The organism is Streptococcus sp. 5004 (assembly GCF_013276755.1).
GTDB lineage: Bacteria > Bacillota > Bacilli > Lactobacillales > Streptococcaceae > Streptococcus.
In genome coordinates this window covers 1-19,439 of record NZ_VMLP01000029.1, presented here as the reverse complement: position 1 = coordinate 19,439, position 19,439 = coordinate 1, and the positions used below count along the sequence as shown (strand labels likewise).

General features: G+C 39.9%; 18 protein-coding genes and 1 pseudogene. 16 read left to right on the top strand and 3 right to left on the bottom strand.

The window, feature by feature from the left end:
- Positions 1-20 precede the first annotated feature (20 nt).
- On the bottom strand, positions 21-719 hold the full coding sequence (locus HT685_RS09105) for a GntR family transcriptional regulator (protein ID WP_057487639.1): 699 nt from the start codon (positions 717-719) through the stop codon (positions 21-23).
- 140 nt (positions 720-859) lie between these two features.
- Between HT685_RS09105 and guaA the strand changes: the two genes are divergently transcribed.
- The 10 genes from guaA to HT685_RS09055 all read left to right on the top strand — a co-directional run bounded on the left by guaA (position 860) and on the right by HT685_RS09055 (position 10,544).
- Complete coding sequence (gene guaA, locus HT685_RS09100; RefSeq protein WP_173226495.1) at positions 860-2,422, top strand: glutamine-hydrolyzing GMP synthase; 1,563 nt, start codon at positions 860-862, stop codon at positions 2,420-2,422.
- Positions 2,423-2,664: 242 nt separating this feature from the next.
- Positions 2,665-3,951 (top strand): U32 family peptidase, encoded by a 1,287-nt coding sequence (locus tag HT685_RS09095; protein WP_173226497.1) that lies wholly within the window; start codon positions 2,665-2,667, stop codon positions 3,949-3,951.
- Positions 3,952-4,212: 261 nt separating this feature from the next.
- Positions 4,213-4,413, top strand: a complete 201-nt coding sequence (locus tag HT685_RS09090; protein ID WP_001054562.1) for a F0F1 ATP synthase subunit C — start codon at positions 4,213-4,215, stop codon at positions 4,411-4,413.
- Positions 4,414-4,447: 34 nt separating this feature from the next.
- Entirely contained in the window at positions 4,448-5,164 is a 717-nt protein-coding gene (atpB, locus tag HT685_RS09085; protein ID WP_000392851.1) for a F0F1 ATP synthase subunit A, read from the top strand.
- 13 nt (positions 5,165-5,177) lie between these two features.
- On the top strand, positions 5,178-5,672 hold the full coding sequence (atpF, locus tag HT685_RS09080) for a F0F1 ATP synthase subunit B (protein WP_112444247.1): 495 nt from the start codon (positions 5,178-5,180) through the stop codon (positions 5,670-5,672).
- Complete coding sequence (locus HT685_RS09075) at positions 5,672-6,208, top strand: F0F1 ATP synthase subunit delta (protein ID WP_173226499.1); 537 nt, start codon at positions 5,672-5,674, stop codon at positions 6,206-6,208. The genes atpF and HT685_RS09075 overlap by 1 nt, the downstream gene beginning before the upstream one ends.
- A gap of 14 nt (positions 6,209-6,222) precedes the next feature.
- On the top strand, positions 6,223-7,728 hold the full coding sequence (atpA, locus tag HT685_RS09070; protein WP_000996629.1) for a F0F1 ATP synthase subunit alpha: 1,506 nt from the start codon (positions 6,223-6,225) through the stop codon (positions 7,726-7,728).
- Positions 7,729-7,743: 15 nt separating this feature from the next.
- Positions 7,744-8,622 (top strand): F0F1 ATP synthase subunit gamma, encoded by an 879-nt coding sequence (locus HT685_RS09065; RefSeq protein WP_000301214.1) that lies wholly within the window; start codon positions 7,744-7,746, stop codon positions 8,620-8,622.
- Positions 8,623-8,707: 85 nt separating this feature from the next.
- Complete coding sequence (gene atpD, locus HT685_RS09060) at positions 8,708-10,114, top strand: F0F1 ATP synthase subunit beta (RefSeq protein ID WP_000094357.1); 1,407 nt, start codon at positions 8,708-8,710, stop codon at positions 10,112-10,114.
- A gap of 10 nt (positions 10,115-10,124) precedes the next feature.
- Positions 10,125-10,544, top strand: a complete 420-nt coding sequence (locus tag HT685_RS09055) for a F0F1 ATP synthase subunit epsilon (RefSeq protein ID WP_042900827.1) — start codon at positions 10,125-10,127, stop codon at positions 10,542-10,544.
- A gap of 139 nt (positions 10,545-10,683) precedes the next feature.
- Here HT685_RS09055 and HT685_RS09050 read toward each other — a convergent pair whose 3' ends face one another.
- Entirely contained in the window at positions 10,684-11,697 is a 1,014-nt protein-coding gene (locus HT685_RS09050) for a lactonase family protein (RefSeq protein ID WP_173226501.1), read from the bottom strand.
- Positions 11,698-11,894: 197 nt separating this feature from the next.
- On the opposite strand from HT685_RS09050, the gene HT685_RS09045 reads away from it, so the two are divergent.
- The 6 genes from HT685_RS09045 (at position 11,895) to gla (ending at position 18,428) form a co-directional block, all read left to right on the top strand.
- Complete coding sequence (locus HT685_RS09045; RefSeq protein WP_173226503.1) at positions 11,895-13,871, top strand: peptide ABC transporter substrate-binding protein; 1,977 nt, start codon at positions 11,895-11,897, stop codon at positions 13,869-13,871.
- A gap of 118 nt (positions 13,872-13,989) precedes the next feature.
- Positions 13,990-15,156: an AI-2E family transporter gene (locus HT685_RS09040; protein WP_173226505.1), complete on the top strand. Its 1,167-nt coding sequence runs from the start codon at positions 13,990-13,992 to the stop codon at positions 15,154-15,156.
- Positions 15,146-16,375, top strand: a complete 1,230-nt coding sequence (locus tag HT685_RS09035; RefSeq protein WP_173226507.1) for a tetratricopeptide repeat protein — start codon at positions 15,146-15,148, stop codon at positions 16,373-16,375. The genes HT685_RS09040 and HT685_RS09035 overlap by 11 nt, the downstream gene beginning before the upstream one ends.
- Positions 16,376-16,673: 298 nt before the next feature.
- Entirely contained in the window at positions 16,674-16,955 is a 282-nt protein-coding gene (locus tag HT685_RS10235; protein ID WP_240148095.1) for an MgtC/SapB family protein, read from the top strand.
- Between the two features lie 29 nt (positions 16,956-16,984).
- Complete coding sequence (locus HT685_RS10230) at positions 16,985-17,332, top strand: hypothetical protein (protein ID WP_240146938.1); 348 nt, start codon at positions 16,985-16,987, stop codon at positions 17,330-17,332.
- A 238-nt stretch (positions 17,333-17,570) separates the two neighbouring features.
- Positions 17,571-18,428, top strand: coding sequence for an aquaglyceroporin Gla (gla, locus tag HT685_RS09025; protein WP_173226509.1), 858 nt, complete (start codon positions 17,571-17,573; stop codon positions 18,426-18,428).
- A 100-nt stretch (positions 18,429-18,528) separates the two neighbouring features.
- Here gla and HT685_RS09020 read toward each other — a convergent pair.
- Positions 18,529-19,439 (bottom strand): annotated as a pseudogene (locus tag HT685_RS09020) (IS3 family transposase); the annotation flags it as partial.

The following is a 19,439-nucleotide window of genomic DNA, read 5'->3' as shown; positions in this document are numbered from 1 at the left end:
AATTTGATTTTCGAAGAGTATTAATTGTTTTCAAGATAAAATTCAAAACGTTCGCCTACATACTGACTTTTTACGTATTCAAATGCAGTACCATCTTCTAGGTAGGAAACCTGAGTCAGACCAAGAATAGCATGTCCTTTTTCAACTTCCAAATAGTGGGCAATCTTTTCTTTAGCAAGGCGAGCATAAATAGTCTGCTGTGATTTACCGATGCGGTAGCCATGTTTTTGCAAAGTTTGGAAGAAATGACTGGTGATTTCTTCCTTTTTAAAGTCCTTAATGAATTTTTCAGGAATAGAAGCAACCTCATAAACCAGAGGAACTTTGTCGGCATAGCGAACACGTTCCATTCGGATAATGTTTTCGGTTGGAGAAATTCCTAACTTAGCAACTTCTTGCTCATTGGGAATGGTTTTTCTGTAGGAAATGAGCTGGCTAGAGGGAACTTTACCTTGGGACTTAACAATTTCAGTAAAACTGGTTGTCCCTCGCATCTTTTCCTGTACACGTGTACTGGAAACAAAAGTGCCGCTTCCTACACGACGCTCTAAAACACCTTCTTCGACTAATAGAGATACGGCTTGGCGGAGGGTCATGCGGCTGACTGCAAACTGCTCTGCTAAATCTCGTTCACTGGGAAGCCTCTCCCCAATAGCCCAACGATGTTCGTCAATATCCTTTTTAATCTGATCGTGGATTTTCATATAAGCAGGTAGCATATTTTTCTCTTCATTTCTATCTTTTCTCTATTGTACCCCAATAAACTAGAAAAAGTCAAACTTCGCCTTGTTTAGTTGGTAATTAGGTCTTATTTGTGATAGAATATTGGAAAAGATATTTCTTTTGAGAAAGGAAAAAGATGAGTAACATTTCAACTGATTTGAAAGATGTCGAAAAAATCATCGTATTGGACTATGGTAGCCAGTACAACCAGCTGATTTCACGCCGTATCCGTGAGATTGGTGTTTTTTCAGAACTAAAGAGCCATAAAATTTCAGCTGCTGAAGTTCGTGAAATCAATCCTGTAGGAATTATCCTTTCAGGCGGTCCAAACTCTGTATACGAAGATGGTTCATTTGATATTGACCCAGAAATCTTCGAACTTGGAATTCCTATTTTGGGAATCTGTTATGGTATGCAGTTATTGACCCATAAACTTGGAGGAAAAGTTGTTCCTGCAGGTGATGCTGGAAATCGTGAATATGGTCAATCAACTCTTACTCACACACCATCAGCTCTTTTTGAATCAACACCTGATGAACAGACTGTATTGATGAGTCATGGTGATGCTGTAACAGAGATTCCTGCTGATTTCGTTCGTACTGGAACTTCAGCTGACTGTCCATACGCAGCCATTGAAAATCCAGATAAACACATTTACGGTATCCAATTCCACCCAGAAGTTCGTCATTCTGTATACGGTAATGATATCCTTCGTAACTTTGCCCTTAACATCTGTAAGGCTAAAGGCGACTGGACAATGGATAACTTCATTGACATGCAGATTCAAAAAATCCGTGAAACAGTCGGTGACAAACGTGTCCTTCTTGGTCTATCAGGTGGGGTAGACTCATCTGTCGTTGGGGTTCTTCTCCAAAAAGCGATTGGCGATCAATTGATCTGTATCTTCGTAGACCACGGTCTTCTTCGTAAAGGAGAAGCGGACCAAGTTATGGACATGCTTGGTGGTAAGTTTGGTTTGAATATCGTTAAAGCAGACGCTGCTAAACGTTTCCTTGATAAACTTGCTGGCGTTTCTGACCCTGAACAAAAACGTAAAATCATCGGTAACGAGTTTGTCTATGTATTCGATGACGAAGCAAGCAAGCTCAAAGGTGTGAAATTCCTTGCTCAAGGGACCTTATATACAGACGTTATCGAGTCTGGTACAGATACAGCTCAAACTATTAAGTCACACCACAACGTGGGTGGTCTTCCAGAAGACATGCAGTTTGAACTCATCGAACCACTCAACACTCTTTATAAGGACGAAGTTCGTGCCCTAGGTACAGAGCTTGGTATGCCAGACCATATCGTATGGCGCCAACCATTCCCAGGACCAGGACTTGCGATCCGTGTCATGGGTGAAATCACTGAAGAAAAACTAGAAACAGTTCGTGAGTCAGACGCTATTCTTCGTGAGGAAATTGCTAAAGCTGGCCTTGACCGCGATATCTGGCAATACTTCACTGTTAACACAGGAGTTCGTTCAGTTGGTGTTATGGGTGATGGTCGTACATATGACTACACGATTGCAATCCGTGCCATCACCTCTATTGATGGTATGACTGCTGACTTTGCCAAAATTCCTTGGGAAGTCCTTCAAAAAATCTCAGTACGTATCGTAAATGAAGTGGATCATGTGAACCGTATCGTCTATGATATTACAAGTAAACCACCTGCAACAGTTGAGTGGGAGTAGTTAACTAAGGACTAATTTATGTAGTTTAATGAGCCAGTATCTTTGGGTACTGGTTTTTACTTTTCTAGACTTTTTGACTACTTGTTAAAACTGGGTGAATTTTCGACAGTTTATCAGTCATGATGCACAGCTTAAAAGATTAGAATTGTCAAAACAATCCGTCTAGGCTTGATTTTATCCCTTATTTACTATAAAATGAGAAGGAAAAACGTCAAACTTTTATATTGCAAATAGGAGAAAACATGACAAAAACATTAAAACGTCCTGAGGTTTTATCACCTGCAGGGACTTTAGAGAAGCTAAAAGTAGCTGTTCAGTATGGGGCAGATGCTGTCTTTATCGGTGGTCAGGCCTATGGTCTTCGTAGCCGTGCAGGCAACTTTACTTTCGAACAGATGGAAGAAGGCGTGCAGTTTGCGGCTAAGTATGGAGCTAAGGTCTATGTAGCTGCCAATATGGTTATGCACGAAGGAAATGAAGCTGGTGCTGGTGAGTGGTTCCGTAAACTACGTGATATCGGCATTGCAGCAGTTATCGTATCTGACCCAGCCTTGATTATGATTGCAGCGACAGAAGCACCAGGTCTTGAAATCCATCTCTCTACTCAAGCCAGTGCCACTAACTATGAAACTCTTGAGTTCTGGAAAGAACTGGGTTTGACTCGTGTCGTTTTAGCGCGTGAGGTTTCAATGGAAGAATTAGCTGAAATCCGCAAACGTACAGATGTTGAAATTGAAGCCTTTGTCCATGGAGCTATGTGTATTTCATACTCTGGACGTTGTACTCTTTCAAACCATATGAGTATGCGTGATGCTAACCGTGGTGGTTGCTCTCAGTCTTGCCGTTGGAAGTACGACCTTTACGATATGCCATTTGGGAAAGAACGTAAGAGCCTTAAGGGTGAGATTCCAGAAGAATTTTCAATGTCAGCCGTTGATATGTCTATGATTGACCATATCCCAGATATGATTGAAAATGGTGTGGACAGTCTAAAAATCGAAGGACGTATGAAGTCTATTCACTACGTATCAACAGTAACCAACTGCTACAAGGCGGCTGTGGATGCCTATCTTGAAAGTCCTGAAAAGTTTGAAGCTATCAAACAAGACTTGGTGGACGAGATGTGGAAGGTTGCCCAACGTGAATTGGCAACAGGTTTCTACTATGGTACACCATCTGAAAATGAGCAGTTGTTTGGTGCTCGTCGTAAAATTCCTGAGTATAAGTTTGTCGCTGAGGTAGTTTCTTATGATGAGGCGACACAAACAGCAACTATTCGTCAACGGAACGTGATTAACGAAGGCGACCAAGTTGAGTTTTATGGTCCAGGTTTCCGTCATTTTGAAACGTATATCGAAGATTTGCACGATGCCAAAGGAAATAAGATCGATCGCGCTCCAAATCCAATGGAACTCTTGACAATCAAGGTTCCACAACCTGTGCAAGCAGGAGATATGGTTCGAGCTCTTAAAGAGGGGCTTATCAATCTTTATAAGGAAGATGGAACCAGCGTCACAGTTCGTGCTTAATAAACATTAAATAAGAACTACTAACAATAGATTGACCTTAATCCGAGATTCCCCTCTCGGATTTTGTGTTGCTTTCATTAAATTTACAGGTAAGACTTGCTAGCTTCAGTAAATATACACAAGTTTTTCAGAATAGAGTGAAATACGAAAGAAAATGGAAGTAATTTTCATTAAACGCTTCCAATGTGCAAAAAAAGTTGACAAATTTAAATTTTAGGACTACACTAAGTAAGTAAATTTTATTTTAAAGGAGAATTCGTTATGAATTTAACATTTTTAGGCTTATGTATTGCCTGTATGGGCGTATCTGTCGGTGAAGGTTTATTGATGAATGGACTGTTTAAATCAGTAGCACGCCAACCAGATATGCTTTCTGAGTTTCGTAGTTTGATGTTTTTAGGTGTTGCCTTTATTGAAGGAACTTTCTTTGTAACTCTTGTCTTCTCATTTATTATCAAATAAATACATGGAACGAGAAGAAAAGGGAGGATTTTAGATGGAAGAAAGTATTAATCCAATCATCTCTATTGGTCCTGTTATCTTCAATCTGACTATGTTAGCCATGACCTTGTTGATTGTGGGAGTTATTTTTGTCTTTATTTATTGGGCAAGCCGCAATATGACCTTGAAACCCAAAGGAAAGCAAAATGTACTTGAGTATGTCTATGACTTTGTTATTGGATTTACAGAACCTAACATTGGTTCGCGCTACATGAAAGATTACTCACTCTTTTTCCTTTGTTTATTTCTTTTCATGGTGATTGCCAATAACCTTGGCTTAATGACAAAGCTTCAAACGATCGATGGGACTAACTGGTGGAGTTCGCCAACCGCTAATTTACAGTATGACTTAACCTTATCTTTTCTTGTCATTTTGTTGACACATATAGAAAGCGTTCGTCGTCGTGGATTTAAAAAAAGTATAAAATCTTTTATGAGTCCTGTTTTTGTCATACCGATGAATATCTTGGAAGAATTTACAAACTTCTTATCTTTGGCTTTGCGGATTTTTGGGAATATCTTTGCAGGAGAGGTCATGACGAGTTTGTTACTTCTTCTTTCCCACCAAGCTATTTATTGGTATCCAGTAGCCTTTGGAGCTAATTTGGCTTGGACTGCATTTTCTGTCTTTATTTCCTGCATCCAAGCTTATGTCTTTACTCTTTTGACATCTGTGTATTTAGGGAATAAGATTAATATTGAAGAGGAATAGAAAGGAGTAACTGATGCACGTAACAGTAGGTGAATTGATTGGTAATTTTATTTTAATCACTGGCTCTTTTATTCTTTTGCTAGTCTTGATTAAAAAATTTGCATGGTCTAATATTACAGGCATTTTCGAAGAAAGAGCTGAAAAAATTGCTACTGATATTGACAGTGCTGAAGAAGCCCGTCAAAAAGCAGAAGTATTGGCTCAAAAACGCGAAGATGAATTGGCTGGTAGCCGTAAAGAAGCCAAGGCAATCATTGAGAATGCGAAAGCAACAGCTGAGAAAAGTAAGGCTAGTATTTTAGTAGATGCTAAACTAGAAGCAGGACGCTTAAAAGAAAAAGCAAACCAAGAAATTGCTCAAAACAAAGCTGAAGCTTTACAAAGCGTTAAGGGTGAGGTAGCAGATTTGACCATCAGCCTAGCTGGTAAAATCATCTCACAAAACCTTGACGGTCATGCCCATAAAGAACTCATTGATCAGTATATCGATCAGCTAGGAGAAGCTTAATGGACAAGAAAACAGTAAAGGTAATTGAAAAATACAGCATGCCTTTTGTCCAATTGGTACTTGAAAAAGGAGAAGAAGCCCGTATCTTTTCAGACTTGACTCAAATCAAGCAAGTTGCTGAAGAAACAGGTCTGCCTTCTTTTTTAAAACAAGTGGCAGTAGACGAGTCTGACAAGGAAAAAACAATTGCTTTTTTTCAAGACTCTGTGTCACCTTTAATACAAAACTTTATCCAGGTTCTGGCCTACAATCACAGAGCAAATCTTTTTTATGATGTGCTTGTAGATTGCTTGAACCGACTTGAAAAAGAAACAAATCGATTTGAAGTGACGATTACTGCTGCTCATCCTTTAACGGATGAACAAAAGAGTCGTTTGCTCCCTTTGATTGAGAAGAAAATGTCTCTGAAAGTGCGGAGTGTAAAAGAACAAATCGATGAAAGTCTCATTGGTGGTTTTGTCATTTTTGCCAATCACAAGACAATTGATGTGAGTATTAAACAACAACTTAAAGTTGTTAAAGAAAATTTGAAATAGAAAGTGGTGTTCTTTTGGCAATTAACGCACAAGAAATCAGCGCTTTAATTAAGCAACAAATTGAAAATTTCAAACCCAATTTTGATGTGACTGAAACAGGTGTTGTAACCTATATCGGGGATGGTATCGCACGTGCTCATGGCCTTGAAAATGCCATGAGTGGAGAGTTGTTGATTTTTGAAAACGGCTCTTATGGTATGGCTCAAAACTTGGAGTCAACAGACGTTGGTATTATCATCCTAGGTGACTTTACAGATATCCGTGAAGGCGATACAATCCGCCGTACAGGTAAAATCATGGAAGTCCCAGTAGGTGAAAGTCTGATTGGTCGTGTTGTGGATCCGCTTGGTCGTCCAGTTGATGGTCTTGGAGAAATCCACACTGATAAAACTCGTCCAGTAGAAGCGCCAGCTCCTGGTGTTATGCAACGTAAGTCTGTATCAGAACCATTGCAAACTGGTTTGAAAGCTATTGACGCCCTTGTACCGATTGGTCGTGGTCAACGTGAGTTGATTATTGGGGACCGTCAGACAGGGAAAACAACCATTGCGATTGATACAATCTTGAACCAAAAAGGTCAAGATATGATCTGTATCTATGTTGCGATTGGACAAAAAGAATCAACAGTTCGTACGCAAGTAGAAACACTACGTCAGTACGGTGCCTTGGATTACACAATCGTTGTGACAGCCTCTGCTTCACAACCATCTCCATTGCTCTTCCTAGCTCCTTATGCTGGGGTTGCCATGGCGGAAGAATTTATGTACCAAGGGAAACATGTTTTGATTGTTTATGATGATTTATCAAAACAAGCGGTAGCTTATCGTGAACTGTCACTCTTGCTTCGTCGTCCTCCAGGTCGTGAAGCCTTCCCAGGGGATGTTTTCTACCTTCACAGCCGTTTGCTTGAGCGCTCAGCTAAAGTTTCTGATGAACTTGGTGGTGGATCAATTACAGCCCTACCGTTTATCGAGACCCAAGCAGGAGATATCTCAGCCTATATCGCAACCAACGTGATTTCAATCACTGATGGACAAATCTTCCTTGGTGATGGTCTCTTCAATGCGGGTATTCGTCCAGCCATCGATGCAGGTTCATCTGTATCTCGTGTAGGTGGTTCTGCACAAATCAAAGCCATGAAAAAGGTTGCTGGTACACTTCGTATCGACCTTGCTTCATACCGTGAGTTGGAAGCCTTCACTAAGTTTGGTTCTGACTTGGATGCGGCAACACAGGCTAAGTTGAACCGTGGACGTCGTACAGTTGAAGTCTTGAAACAACCTGTTCACAAACCATTACCTGTTGAGAAACAAGTAACCATTCTCTATGCTTTGACACATGGTTTCTTGGATACTGTTCCAGTAGATGATATTGTTCGTTTCGAGGAAGAGTTCCATGCCTTCTTTGACGCTCAACATCCAGAGATTTTAGAAACCATTCGTGATACAAAAGACTTGCCAGAAGAAGCAGTCTTGGATGCTGCGATTACAGAGTTTCTCAATCAAACCAGCTTCCAATAAGAATAGAGGTGTCAGATGGCAGTATCTCTAAATGATATTAAAACAAAAATCGCCTCAACAAAAAATACGAGTCAAATCACTAATGCCATGCAGATGGTATCAGCTGCTAAGCTAGGTCGTTCTGAAGAAGCTGCTCGCAATTTCCAAGTTTATGCTCAGAAAGTTCGTAAACTTTTGACAGATATTCTTCATGGTAATGGAGCTGGTGGCTCAACCAATCCCATGCTGATTAGCCGTCCTGTGAAGAAGACAGGCTATATCGTTATCACTTCAGACCGCGGTTTGGTTGGAGGTTATAATTCCTCTATTCTGAAAGCCGTTATGGAGTTGAAAGAAGAATACCATCCAGACGGTAAAGGTTTTGAAATGATCTGTATTGGTGGAATGGGAGCTGATTTCTTTAAGGCTCGTGGTATTCAACCACTTTATGAACTACGTGGCTTGGCAGACCAACCTAGCTTTGATGAAGTCCGTAAGATTATTTCAAAAACTGTTGAAATGTACCAAAATGAACTTTTTGATGAACTCTATGTCTGCTATAACCACCATGTCAATACGCTAACCAGTCAAATGCGTGTGGAACAAATGCTTCCAATTGTTGACTTGGATCCAAATGAAGCGGATGACAGTTACAGCTTGACCTTTGAATTGGAAACTAGCCGAGAAGAAATTTTGGAGCAGTTGTTGCCTCAGTTTGCAGAAAGTATGATTTACGGGGCTATTATCGATGCTAAGACAGCTGAAAATGCTGCGGGTATGACCGCCATGCAAACAGCGACAGATAATGCTAAGAAAGTCATTAATGATTTGACAATTCAGTATAACCGTGCCAGACAGGCGGCGATTACACAAGAAATTACAGAAATCGTAGCAGGAGCTAGTGCCTTAGAATAGGCTCTAGTCCAGCTCGTATGAAAATGAACTTAGGACCTAGTTGAACTAGGAACCGACAGTATCTTATATAGAATAGGAGAAGGAGATGAGTTCAGGTAAAATTGCTCAGGTTATCGGACCCGTTGTAGACGTCTTGTTTGCAGCAGGGGAAAAACTTCCTGAGATTAACAATGCACTTGTCGTCTACAAAAATGACGAAAGAAAAACAAAAATCGTCCTTGAAGTAGCCTTGGAGTTGGGAGATGGTATGGTCCGTACTATCGCCATGGAATCAACAGATGGGTTGACTCGTGGAATGGAAGTATTGGACACAGGTCGTCCAATCTCTGTACCAGTAGGTAAAGAAACTTTGGGACGTGTCTTCAACGTTTTGGGAGATACCATTGACTTGGAAGCTCCTTTTACAGAAGATGCAGAGCGTCAGCCAATTCATAAAAAAGCTCCAACTTTTGATGAATTGTCTACCTCTTCTGAAATCCTTGAAACAGGGATTAAGGTTATCGACCTTCTTGCCCCTTACCTAAAAGGTGGTAAGGTTGGACTTTTCGGTGGTGCCGGAGTTGGTAAAACCGTCTTGATCCAAGAATTGATTCACAACATTGCCCAAGAACACGGTGGTATTTCAGTGTTTACTGGTGTTGGGGAACGTACTCGTGAAGGGAACGATCTTTACTGGGAAATGAAAGAATCAGGCGTTATCGAGAAAACAGCCATGGTATTTGGTCAGATGAATGAGCCACCAGGAGCACGTATGCGTGTTGCCCTTACTGGTTTGACAATCGCTGAATACTTCCGTGATGTAGAAGGCCAAGATGTGCTTCTCTTTATCGATAATATCTTCCGTTTCACTCAGGCTGGTTCTGAAGTATCTGCCCTCTTGGGTCGTATGCCATCAGCCGTTGGTTACCAACCAACACTTGCTACGGAAATGGGTCAATTGCAAGAACGTATCACATCAACTAAGAAGGGTTCGGTAACCTCTATCCAGGCTATCTATGTGCCAGCGGATGACTATACTGACCCAGCGCCAGCAACAGCCTTCGCTCACTTGGATTCAACAACCAACTTGGAACGTAAGTTGGTACAATTGGGTATTTACCCAGCCGTTGACCCACTTGCTTCAAGCTCACGTGCCTTGGCACCTGAAATCGTTGGAGAAGAGCACTATGCAGTTGCTGCTGAAGTAAAACGTGTCCTTCAACGTTACCATGAATTGCAAGATATCATTGCTATCCTTGGTATGGATGAGCTTTCTGATGAAGAAAAGACCTTGGTTGCTCGTGCCCGTCGTATCCAGTTCTTCTTGTCGCAAAACTTCAACGTTGCGGAACAATTTACTGGTCAACCAGGTTCTTATGTCCCAGTTGCTGAAACTGTTCGTGGCTTTAAGGAAATCCTTGATGGTAAACATGACCACTTGCCAGAAGATGCCTTCCGTGGTGTAGGTTCTATCGAAGATGTGATTGCAAAAGCTGAAAAAATGGGATTTTAAGAGGTGATCTATGGCTCAGTTAACTGTCCAGATCGTGACACCAGATGGTCTCGTCTATGATCACCATGCCAGCTATGTATCAGTTCGAACTCTGGATGGTGAGATGGGGATCTTGCCACGACATGAAAATATGATTGCGGTTTTAGCAGTTGATGAAGTAAAGGTAAAACGTATTGATGATGAAGATCACGTGAACTGGATTGCAGTAAACGGAGGCGTTATTGAAATTGCCAATGATATCATTACAATCGTTGCGGATTCTGCAGAACGTGCTCGTGATATCGATGTTAGCCGTGCAGAACGTGCCAAGCTTCGTGCGGAGCGCGAAATCGAAGAAGCCCACGAAAAACACTTGATTGATCAAGAGCGTCGTGCTAAGATTGCTTTGCAACGTGCTATTAATCGTATCAATGTCGGAAAAAGACTATAAGAAAAAATGAACTTGAGTTACCAAGTTCATTTTTTATGGTGTTTTATACTCAATAAAAATCAAAAAGCAAACATAGGAAGTTAGCCATAGGTTGCTCAAAACACAGTTTTGAGGTTGCAGATNNGATTTTTGAAGAGTATTAAGGAGCAAAACGGATGCAGACTGCTTCGGGAACATGGAAGTCGTTGGAGAGTTCTGCTAGACGACCATTGTCACAATTACGTTTAAAGATAGTTGCATTGTCAGAGTCTTGGTGGACAGCAATGAGAAATTTTTGGTCGGGTGTCAAATCAAAATCACGTGGGGTCTGACCATGCGTTGGAACGATTTCTAGCAATTCTAAGCTACCATCCGCAAGGATGGTATATACTGCGATAGAATCATGGCCACGGTTAGAAGCGTAGAGGTATTTACCGTCTTTAGAGAGACGAATAGCAGCGGTTCCATTAAAGCCTTCGTAAGCTTCTGGTAAAGTTGAAATGACCTGCATACGTTCAAATTCGCCAACGCCATCGTAGATTAAAACCTCGATAGTGCTATTGAGTTCACAAATGAGATAAGCGATTTTATAGTGGTTATGGAAAACAATATGACGAGAACCAGCTCCAGGAATACTATTGTAGGTATAGAGCTTAGATAATTTCCCTTCTTGATCAAGGTCATAAGTAATAACTTGGTCAGTTCCTAAGTCGCAGGTTACTAGATAGTGGTCAGGTGTTAAATCTGTATAGTGAACATGGGGGGAAGCTTGATTTTCATGTGGACCTTGGCCACTGTGTTGATCCATATCACTAAGTAGAAGACTACCATCCTCCTGACGTTTATAAACAAGTACCTGTCCTTTGTGGTAGTTGGCTGCGTAAACCAAATCACGCTTTTCATCAACGGCAACATAACAGTGGGGAGCTCCCTCCTCAACGACATGATTTAACAAAGTCCCGTCAGTTTGATAGGCTGCAATGCCCCCCTTATCGTCTTGACTACCAACTGTGTATAAATGTTGGTGCTGGTCAAAGGCAAGGTAGGTTGGACTTGGCTCAGCTGCAAAAAGTTCTAGGTTTGAAAGCTGACCAGTTTCTGTATCAAAGTCAGCCTTGTAAATCCCTTGGGAAGTACGACGTGTGTAAGTTCCAAAATAAACAGTTTCTTTCATAACGTTACCTCTATATAAAGATAAGACTATTATATCACAAAAACAAGTCAATTAAAGACATCCAATTAGATGTAAGCACTTTAAAAAAATAATTGATTGTTTTTTTGAAAAATATAATAATATTGAGATTGTTTTCCTTACTTTTCTTCTTAAAAGTGCTATAATGAATTCATAAAATGTTTAAAGGAGTCCTTACTATGAAAAAACGAATTTTTCTAGCAGCTGGTGTAGCTATACTCTCGGCGGCTATGCTAGTAGCGTGCTCAACAGGTGGTAAAGATGCTACTAAACCTGTTACCTATACCTATGTCTTCTCTACAGACCCTACGACTCTGGATTATACAGTTTCTGGTAACAAGAGTACAAAACAGGTCACAGGGAACGTTATTGACGGTCTACTTGAAAATGACCAATATGGAAATCTGATTCCATCAGTTGCAGAAGATTGGACTGTTTCAAAAGATGGTTTGACTTATACCTATAAAATCCGTCAGGGTGTCAAATGGTATACCAATGAAGGCGAAGAGTATGGTGAAGTCAAAGCTCAGGACTTTGTAACTGGTCTGAAGCACGCAGCTGATAAGAAATCACAGGCTCTCTATTTGGTACAGGATTCTATCAAAGGATTGGATGACTATGTAAATGGGAAAACAACAGATTTCTCTACTGTTGGTGTAAAAGCGACAGATGATTATACGGTTGTTTACACTTTGAACCATCCAGAATCTTTCTGGAATTCCAAGACAACAATGGGCGTTCTTGCCCCAATTAGCGAGGACTTTTTGGCTTCTAAAGGAGATGACTTTGGGAAGGCGACTGATGTAACAAGCATTCTTTATAATGGTGCCTACCTCCTCAAGGGATTGACATCTAAATCTTCTATTGAGATGACCAAAAATCAAAACTATTGGGATAAGCAAAATGTCTTTATTGATGATATTAAATTGTCGTTCTTTGATGGTCAGGATGCCGATTCTCTTGGACGTGGTTTTGATGAGGGACATTATCCAGCTGCTCCTCTCTTTAAAAATTCTGCCAATTATGAACGTCTAAAAGAAAAATACAAGGATAATATTGTATATGGTCAACAAAGAGGTGGCGTATTCTATATGTCTACTAATATTGATCGTGTAGCTTATAACCATACTGCTAAAACAAGTGATGCGGAAAAATCATCCACTAAAAAGGCTTTGTTGAATAAAGATTTCCGTCAATCCTTGGCTTTCGCTGCAGATCGTACGGCTGCAGTATCTCAAGTATTTGGGGACGAAGTGGCACCTCGTAAATTACGTACAAGTTTTACCCCTCCAACATTTGTCCAAGTTGGAGAGCAGTCGTTTGGGCAAGTAGCTAAGGCAGAACTGGATAAGTTGGATAGCGCTTGGAAAGACGTGAGTCTTGATGATGCACAAGATTCACTTCATAATGTAGACAAGGCTAAAGCTAAATTTGAAGTTGCTAAGAAAACACTTCAAGCCGATGGAGTACAGTTCCCCGTTCATTTAGACCTTCCAGTTTCCTCTACTCAGACAGATTTTATTCGTCAAGCCCAATCTTATAAACAATCCATTGAGGAAGCCTTAGGCTCTGAAAATATAGTGATTGACATTCAACAAGTTTCTGATGATGAATTGGGAAATATGACAGTATTTGCAACATCAACTGACAATATTGATTGGGATATCAATGTAAATAGTGGTTGGAGTCCTGATTATGCAGATCCATCAACCTATTTAGATGTATTTGATCCAACATCTGGCCCAACTCTTCTAGGAGCACTTGGTGTAGCACCAGGTACAGATAATCCGGCAATCAAAGCTGTTGGTTTAGATAAGTTTAAAGAGTTAATTACGGATGCTAGTGGTGAGAAAACAGATCTGCAAAAACGTTATTCTAAATATGCTAAAGCTCAAGCTTGGTTAACAGATAGTGCCTTGGTTATTCCTGTATACTCAGATGGTGCCCAAATGCTAATAACGAAGAAAGTTCCAGGTAGCGGTGCAGATGGTTGGGTAGGTGATAAGACAAGTGAACACAGCTACAAGTACCAAAAATTACAAGACAAGATTGTAACGTCTAAAGAAATGGATGAGTTCCGTAAGAAATTTGCTGATGAAAAAGCCAAATCAAATGCTGATTATCAGAAGAACTTAGACCGTCATATTCAAGACTAATCGAATCTCCTCTGTTGAGGGGATTTTTTTATGTCGCTGTCTCCATGTAAGCACTTTAAAAAAGAGTTATTTTGCTTTAAAAATGGTATAATGAGAGAACGATAGAAAGGAAGTATTTATGGAGCAAAAAGAGAAACATTTTAGCCTATCTTGGTTTTTTAAGTGGTTTTTAGATAACAAGGCCATTACGGTATTTTTAGTAACCTTATTATTGGGACTGAATCTTTTTATTTTAAGTAAGATTAGTTTTCTATTTTCACCTGTTTTGGACTTTTTAGCGGTTGTGATGTTGCCAGTCATTCTGTCTGGTTTACTATACTATTTACTGAATCCTATTGTTGATTGGATGGAGAAGCATAAGGTTAATCGCGTCATAGCTATCACTATTGTCTTTGTCATCATCGCTCTCTTTATCATTTGGGGCTTGGCAGTCGCCATTCCAAATCTGCAACGTCAGGTTTTGACCTTTGCAAGAAACGTTCCTGTTTACTTAGAAGATATAGATAGGATTGTTAATGGATTGGTAGCCCAGCACCTGCCAGATGATTTCAGACCTCAGTTAGAGCAAGTTTTGACAAACTTCTCTAGCCAGGCTACAGTTTGGGCAAGTAAGGTTTCATCTCAGGCAGTCAACTGGGTGAGTGCCTTTATTAGCGGGGCATCTCAAGTTATTGTTGCCTTGATTATCGTTCCTTTCATGCTCTTTTATCTCTTGCGTGATGGGAAAGGCTTGCGTAACTATTTGACCCAATTTATGCCAAGAAAATTGAAAGAACCTGTTGGACAAGTTTTATCAGATGTGAATCAACAGTTGTCCAACTATGTTCGAGGACAAGTGACAGTGGCTATTATTGTAGCAGTAATGTTTATGATCTTCTTCAAGATTATCGGTCTACGCTATGCGGTTACGCTTGGTGTTACTGCTGGTATTTTAAATCTGGTTCCTTATCTTGGTAGCTTTCTAGCCATGCTTCCTGCCCTAGTATTGGGCTTGATTGCTGGACCAGTCATGCTTTTAAAAGTAGTGATTGTCTTTATCGTAGAACAAACTATTGAAGGCCGTTTTGTCTCTCCATTGATTTTGGGAAGTCAATTAAATATCCATCCCATTAATGTTCTCTTTGTTTTGTTAACTTCAGGATCTATGTTTGGTATTTGGGGAGTCTTACTCGGTATTCCAGTTTATGCCTCTGCTAAGGTTGTCATTTCAGCGATTTTTGAATGGTATAAGGTAGTCAGTGGCCTATATGAACTAGAGGGAGAGGAAGGGAAGAGTGAACAATAGTCAACAGATGTTACAGGCTTTGGAGGAGCAAGATTTAACTAAGGCTGAGCATTATTTCGCCAAAGCTTTAGAAAATGATTCAAGTGATCTTCTGTATGAGTTGGCAACTTATCTTGAAGGGATTGGTTTCTATCCTCAGGCCAAGGAAATTTACCTGAAAATCGTAGAGGATTTTCCAGAGGTTCATCTTAATCTAGCTGCAATTGCTAGCGAGGATGGTCAAATCGAGGAAGCCTTCGCTTACCTTGAGGAAATCCAAGCTGACAGTGACTGGTATGTTTCGGCTTTGACTCTAAAAGCAGACCTTTACCAGATGGAAGGTTTGACAGATGTGGCGCGTGAGAAATTATTGGAGGCCTTGACTTACTCAGAGGATCCTCTCTTGATATTGGGCTTAGCAGAGTTGGATAGTGAGTTGGAAAATTACCAAGAAGCTATTCAAGGCTATGCCCAGTTAGATAATCGTACTATTTATGAGCAAACAGGCATTTCTACCTATCAACGAATTGGCTTTGCCTATGCCCAGTTAGGGAAATTTGAAACGGCTACTGAGTTTTTAGAAAAAGCTCTGGAGTTAGAATACGATGACCTAACAGCTTTTGAGCTGGCCAGTCTTTACTTTGATCAAGAAGAATATCAAAAAGCCACCCTCTACTTTAAGCAGCTTGATACCATTTCTCCTGATTTTGAAGGATATGAGTATGGGTACAGTCAGGCCTTACATAAGGAACATCAAGTTCAAGAAGCCCTGCGTATCGCTAAGCAAGGGTTGGAGAAAAATCCCTTTGAAACTCGTCTCTTGCTAGCTGCTTCGCAATTCTCTTATGAATTGCATGATGCTAGTGGTGCAGAAAATTATCTCCTTACTGCAAAAGCAGACGCTGAGGATACAGAAGAAATCTTGCTTCGTTTAGCCACTATTTATCTGGAGCAGGAGCGTTATGAGGATATTATAGACTTGCAAAGTGAGGAGCCAGAAAATCCTTTGACCAAGTGGATGATTGCTCGTTCCTATCAAGAAATGGACGATTTGGATACTGCCTATGAGCATTACCAAGAGTTGGCAGGAGATTTGAAGAACAATCCCGAATTTCTGGAACACTATATCTATCTCTTGCGTGAATTGGGCTACTTTGAGGAAGCAAAAGTCAATGCACAAGCTTACTTAAAACTGGTTCCAGATGATGTGCAGATGCAAGAACTGTTTGAGAGATTGTAAGAATTAATATATTACAGAAAACTGCAAGTTATTACTCGACAATAACTGCGGTTTTTTATTTTTAAAATGTATTGTTTTTAACTAATACTCAATGAAAATCAAAGAGCAAACTAGGAAGCTCGCCGCAGGCTGCTCAAAGCACTGCTTTGAGGTTGTAAATAAGACTGACGAAGTCAGTCACATATATATGGAAAGGCGACGTTGACGCAGTTTGAATTCGAAGTATAAGTATATTCTCTTGAAAAAAGTTTTAACTAGAACTATAATATAAAATTATGAGTGGTAGAGGAGGGAAATAATGCTTGATACGATAGCTCTACTGATTGAAGTCCGACATATTATTCTCATTTTATTGTCTTGTTTTTCCGATTTTATAATTGGCTATGAAAGAAAGTGTAAGCACAAGCGGGCTGGGAGAAAGACTCATATTTTGGTTGTCTTAACTGCAAATTTAATGATGATTTTATCAAAAGAAGCTTTTTTAGATACGCCTAATGATGATACTTCTAGGGTTGCGGTCCAGATTGTTAGTGGTATTATTTTCATGAGGGATAAAAAATCAGTGCTGTCACCACAGTAGCTGGTATTTGGGCAACTGCAGATATTGGAATGGCGATTGGAGCAGGTTTTGCTTTTCTAGGCTTATTTTGTAGTCTAATTGTAGTCTCTGTTCAGAAAAGCAGCTCCAAATTTTTGAAAAGCGATACCCATTATTATATCAGAATGACTGGATTTGTAACCAATAAACCTCCCATATATACCTTGAATATTCTCATTGAACAGAAGGGATTTTATAATTTAAATATTGATATGGACAGAAATGAAAGTACTTATAATCTCACAATTAGAGCAGATCACGATAAATCCATTTCCTCCAAAAATATGGCTGAGGTTTTATGGCAATGTGACGAGAATTTTTATATAAATCAGGTTAAGATTGTATCATTAGAAGGATAGAGTTTTGTTTTCATAGCAAAACTCTTATTTGTGAATGGGAAAGATACTTCTTATTCCCTATACTATGTATCAGGAGGAATTGATATAAAAACATCAGATTAGCGCAGATAACAGAATGAACTGGGAATATCTTGAAAACAAAGATTATTTTATAAGCTTTGGAATCGTTTTCTGTCACAATCTTTCGGGAAAGTAGTTGCTAAAAGATATCTAAAAAATTTTAAGGAGAATCTATCAAATGGATTTCACATGGGCAATTAAATATGCCACTGAATTTTTGGGAACTGCTATTTTGATCATTCTTGGAAATGGTGCAGTTGCCAACGTTGAACTTAAAGGTACGAAAGGTCACCAAAGTGGCTGGATCGTTATCGCTGTTGGTTATGGTATGGGGGTTATGATCCCAGCATTAATGTTTGGTAACGTATCTGGAAACCACATCAACCCTGCCTTCACTCTAGGACTTGCAGTTAGCGGTCTTTTCCCTTGGGCACAAGTTGCGCCTTATATCATCGCACAAGTTTTGGGTGCTATCTTTGGTCAAGCCTTAGTTGTGGCAACACACCGTCCATTCTACTTGAAAACTGAAAACTCAAATAACATCTTGGGAACTTTCTCAACTATTTCAAGTATTGACCATGGTACAAAAGAAAGTTGCTATGCAGCAACTGTCAATGGTTTGATTAACGAGTTTGTTGGTTCATTTGTTTTGTTCTTTGCAGCTCTTGGTTTGACTAAAAACTTCTTTGGTGCTGAAGTGCTTCAATACATGAAACAAATGGCAACACAAGCAGGACAAACAGTTGATTTCTCTGACTTGGCTATTAAAGCACAGGTGGCTCCACACACTGCTTCAGGACTTTCTGTGGCTCACTTGGCACTTGGATTCCTCGTTATGGCTTTGGTAACATCACTTGGTGGACCTACAGGACCTGCCTTGAACCCAGCCCGTGACTTGGGACCACGTCTCCTTCATGCTTTCCTTCCAAAATCAGTTCTTGGTGAGCATAAAGGCGATTCAAAATGGTGGTATTCTTGGGTACCAGTAGTAGCACCTATTGCAGCAGTAGCTATCTTCAAATTCCTTTACTTATAAGAAATTGATTTCTTTGTCTATTGTAATGGATTGAAGAAAAATTAAAACGCATAATATTCAGGTGTTGTATGTACTGACCCCAAAAAGTTAGACAATTAATTTATCCAAAGGATTTAGTTCTGTATTGCACAGGACTGAGTCCTTTTAGTTTTACCTTAATTCGTTTATTGTTGTAGTAATCAATATAGTCTACAATGGCTTGTTCCAATTGCTTAAGCGACTGAAACGACTTCTCATAACCGTAAAACATTTCCGATTTCAAAATCCCAAAGAAGGACTCCATCATACCGTTGTCTGGGCTGTTACCCTTACGTGACATGGATGCTTGAATTCCCTTACCCTCAAGAAACTGATGATAAGAATCGTGTTGGTATTGCCAGCCTTGGTCACTATGGAGAAAGGTATTCTCGTAGCGTTTCTCTGTGAATGCCTGTTACAACATTGCTTTTGCTTGTTCTAAGTTGGGTGAAGTTGAAAGATTATAGGCGATAATTTCGCTATTAAAGCCATCTAAAACTGGTGATAAGTAAAGCTTTTGAGTACTTGCTGGAATGGCAAATTCTGTCACATCTGTGTAGCACTTTTCCATTACTTTAGAGCCTTCAAATTGACGTTGAATGAGATTCTCTGCCTTCTTGCCAACATCTCCTTTATGAGAAGAATATTTTCGTTTCTGTCGCATTTTAGCTTGTAAATTGAGTACTTTCATCAAGCGTTGAACTCTTTTCTGGTTTACCATATAACCACGATTTCTTAGTTCTAAATGAACCCGACGATAACCATAATTTCCCTTGTGTTCGATAAAAATGAATTGAATTTCAGCTTTAAGCTCTCGGTCCTTATCTGGTTTATCTAGCTGTTTCAAGTGATAGTAGTAGGTCGAACGAGCTAGTTTAATGACTTTTAGAAGAATATCTAACGAAAACTCAGTCATTAATTCTTGAACAATTTCTGTCTTTCTTCTTTCTCTTTTTCCTCCTTCAATCGGAGTTCTCTTAACTTTTTTAGGAT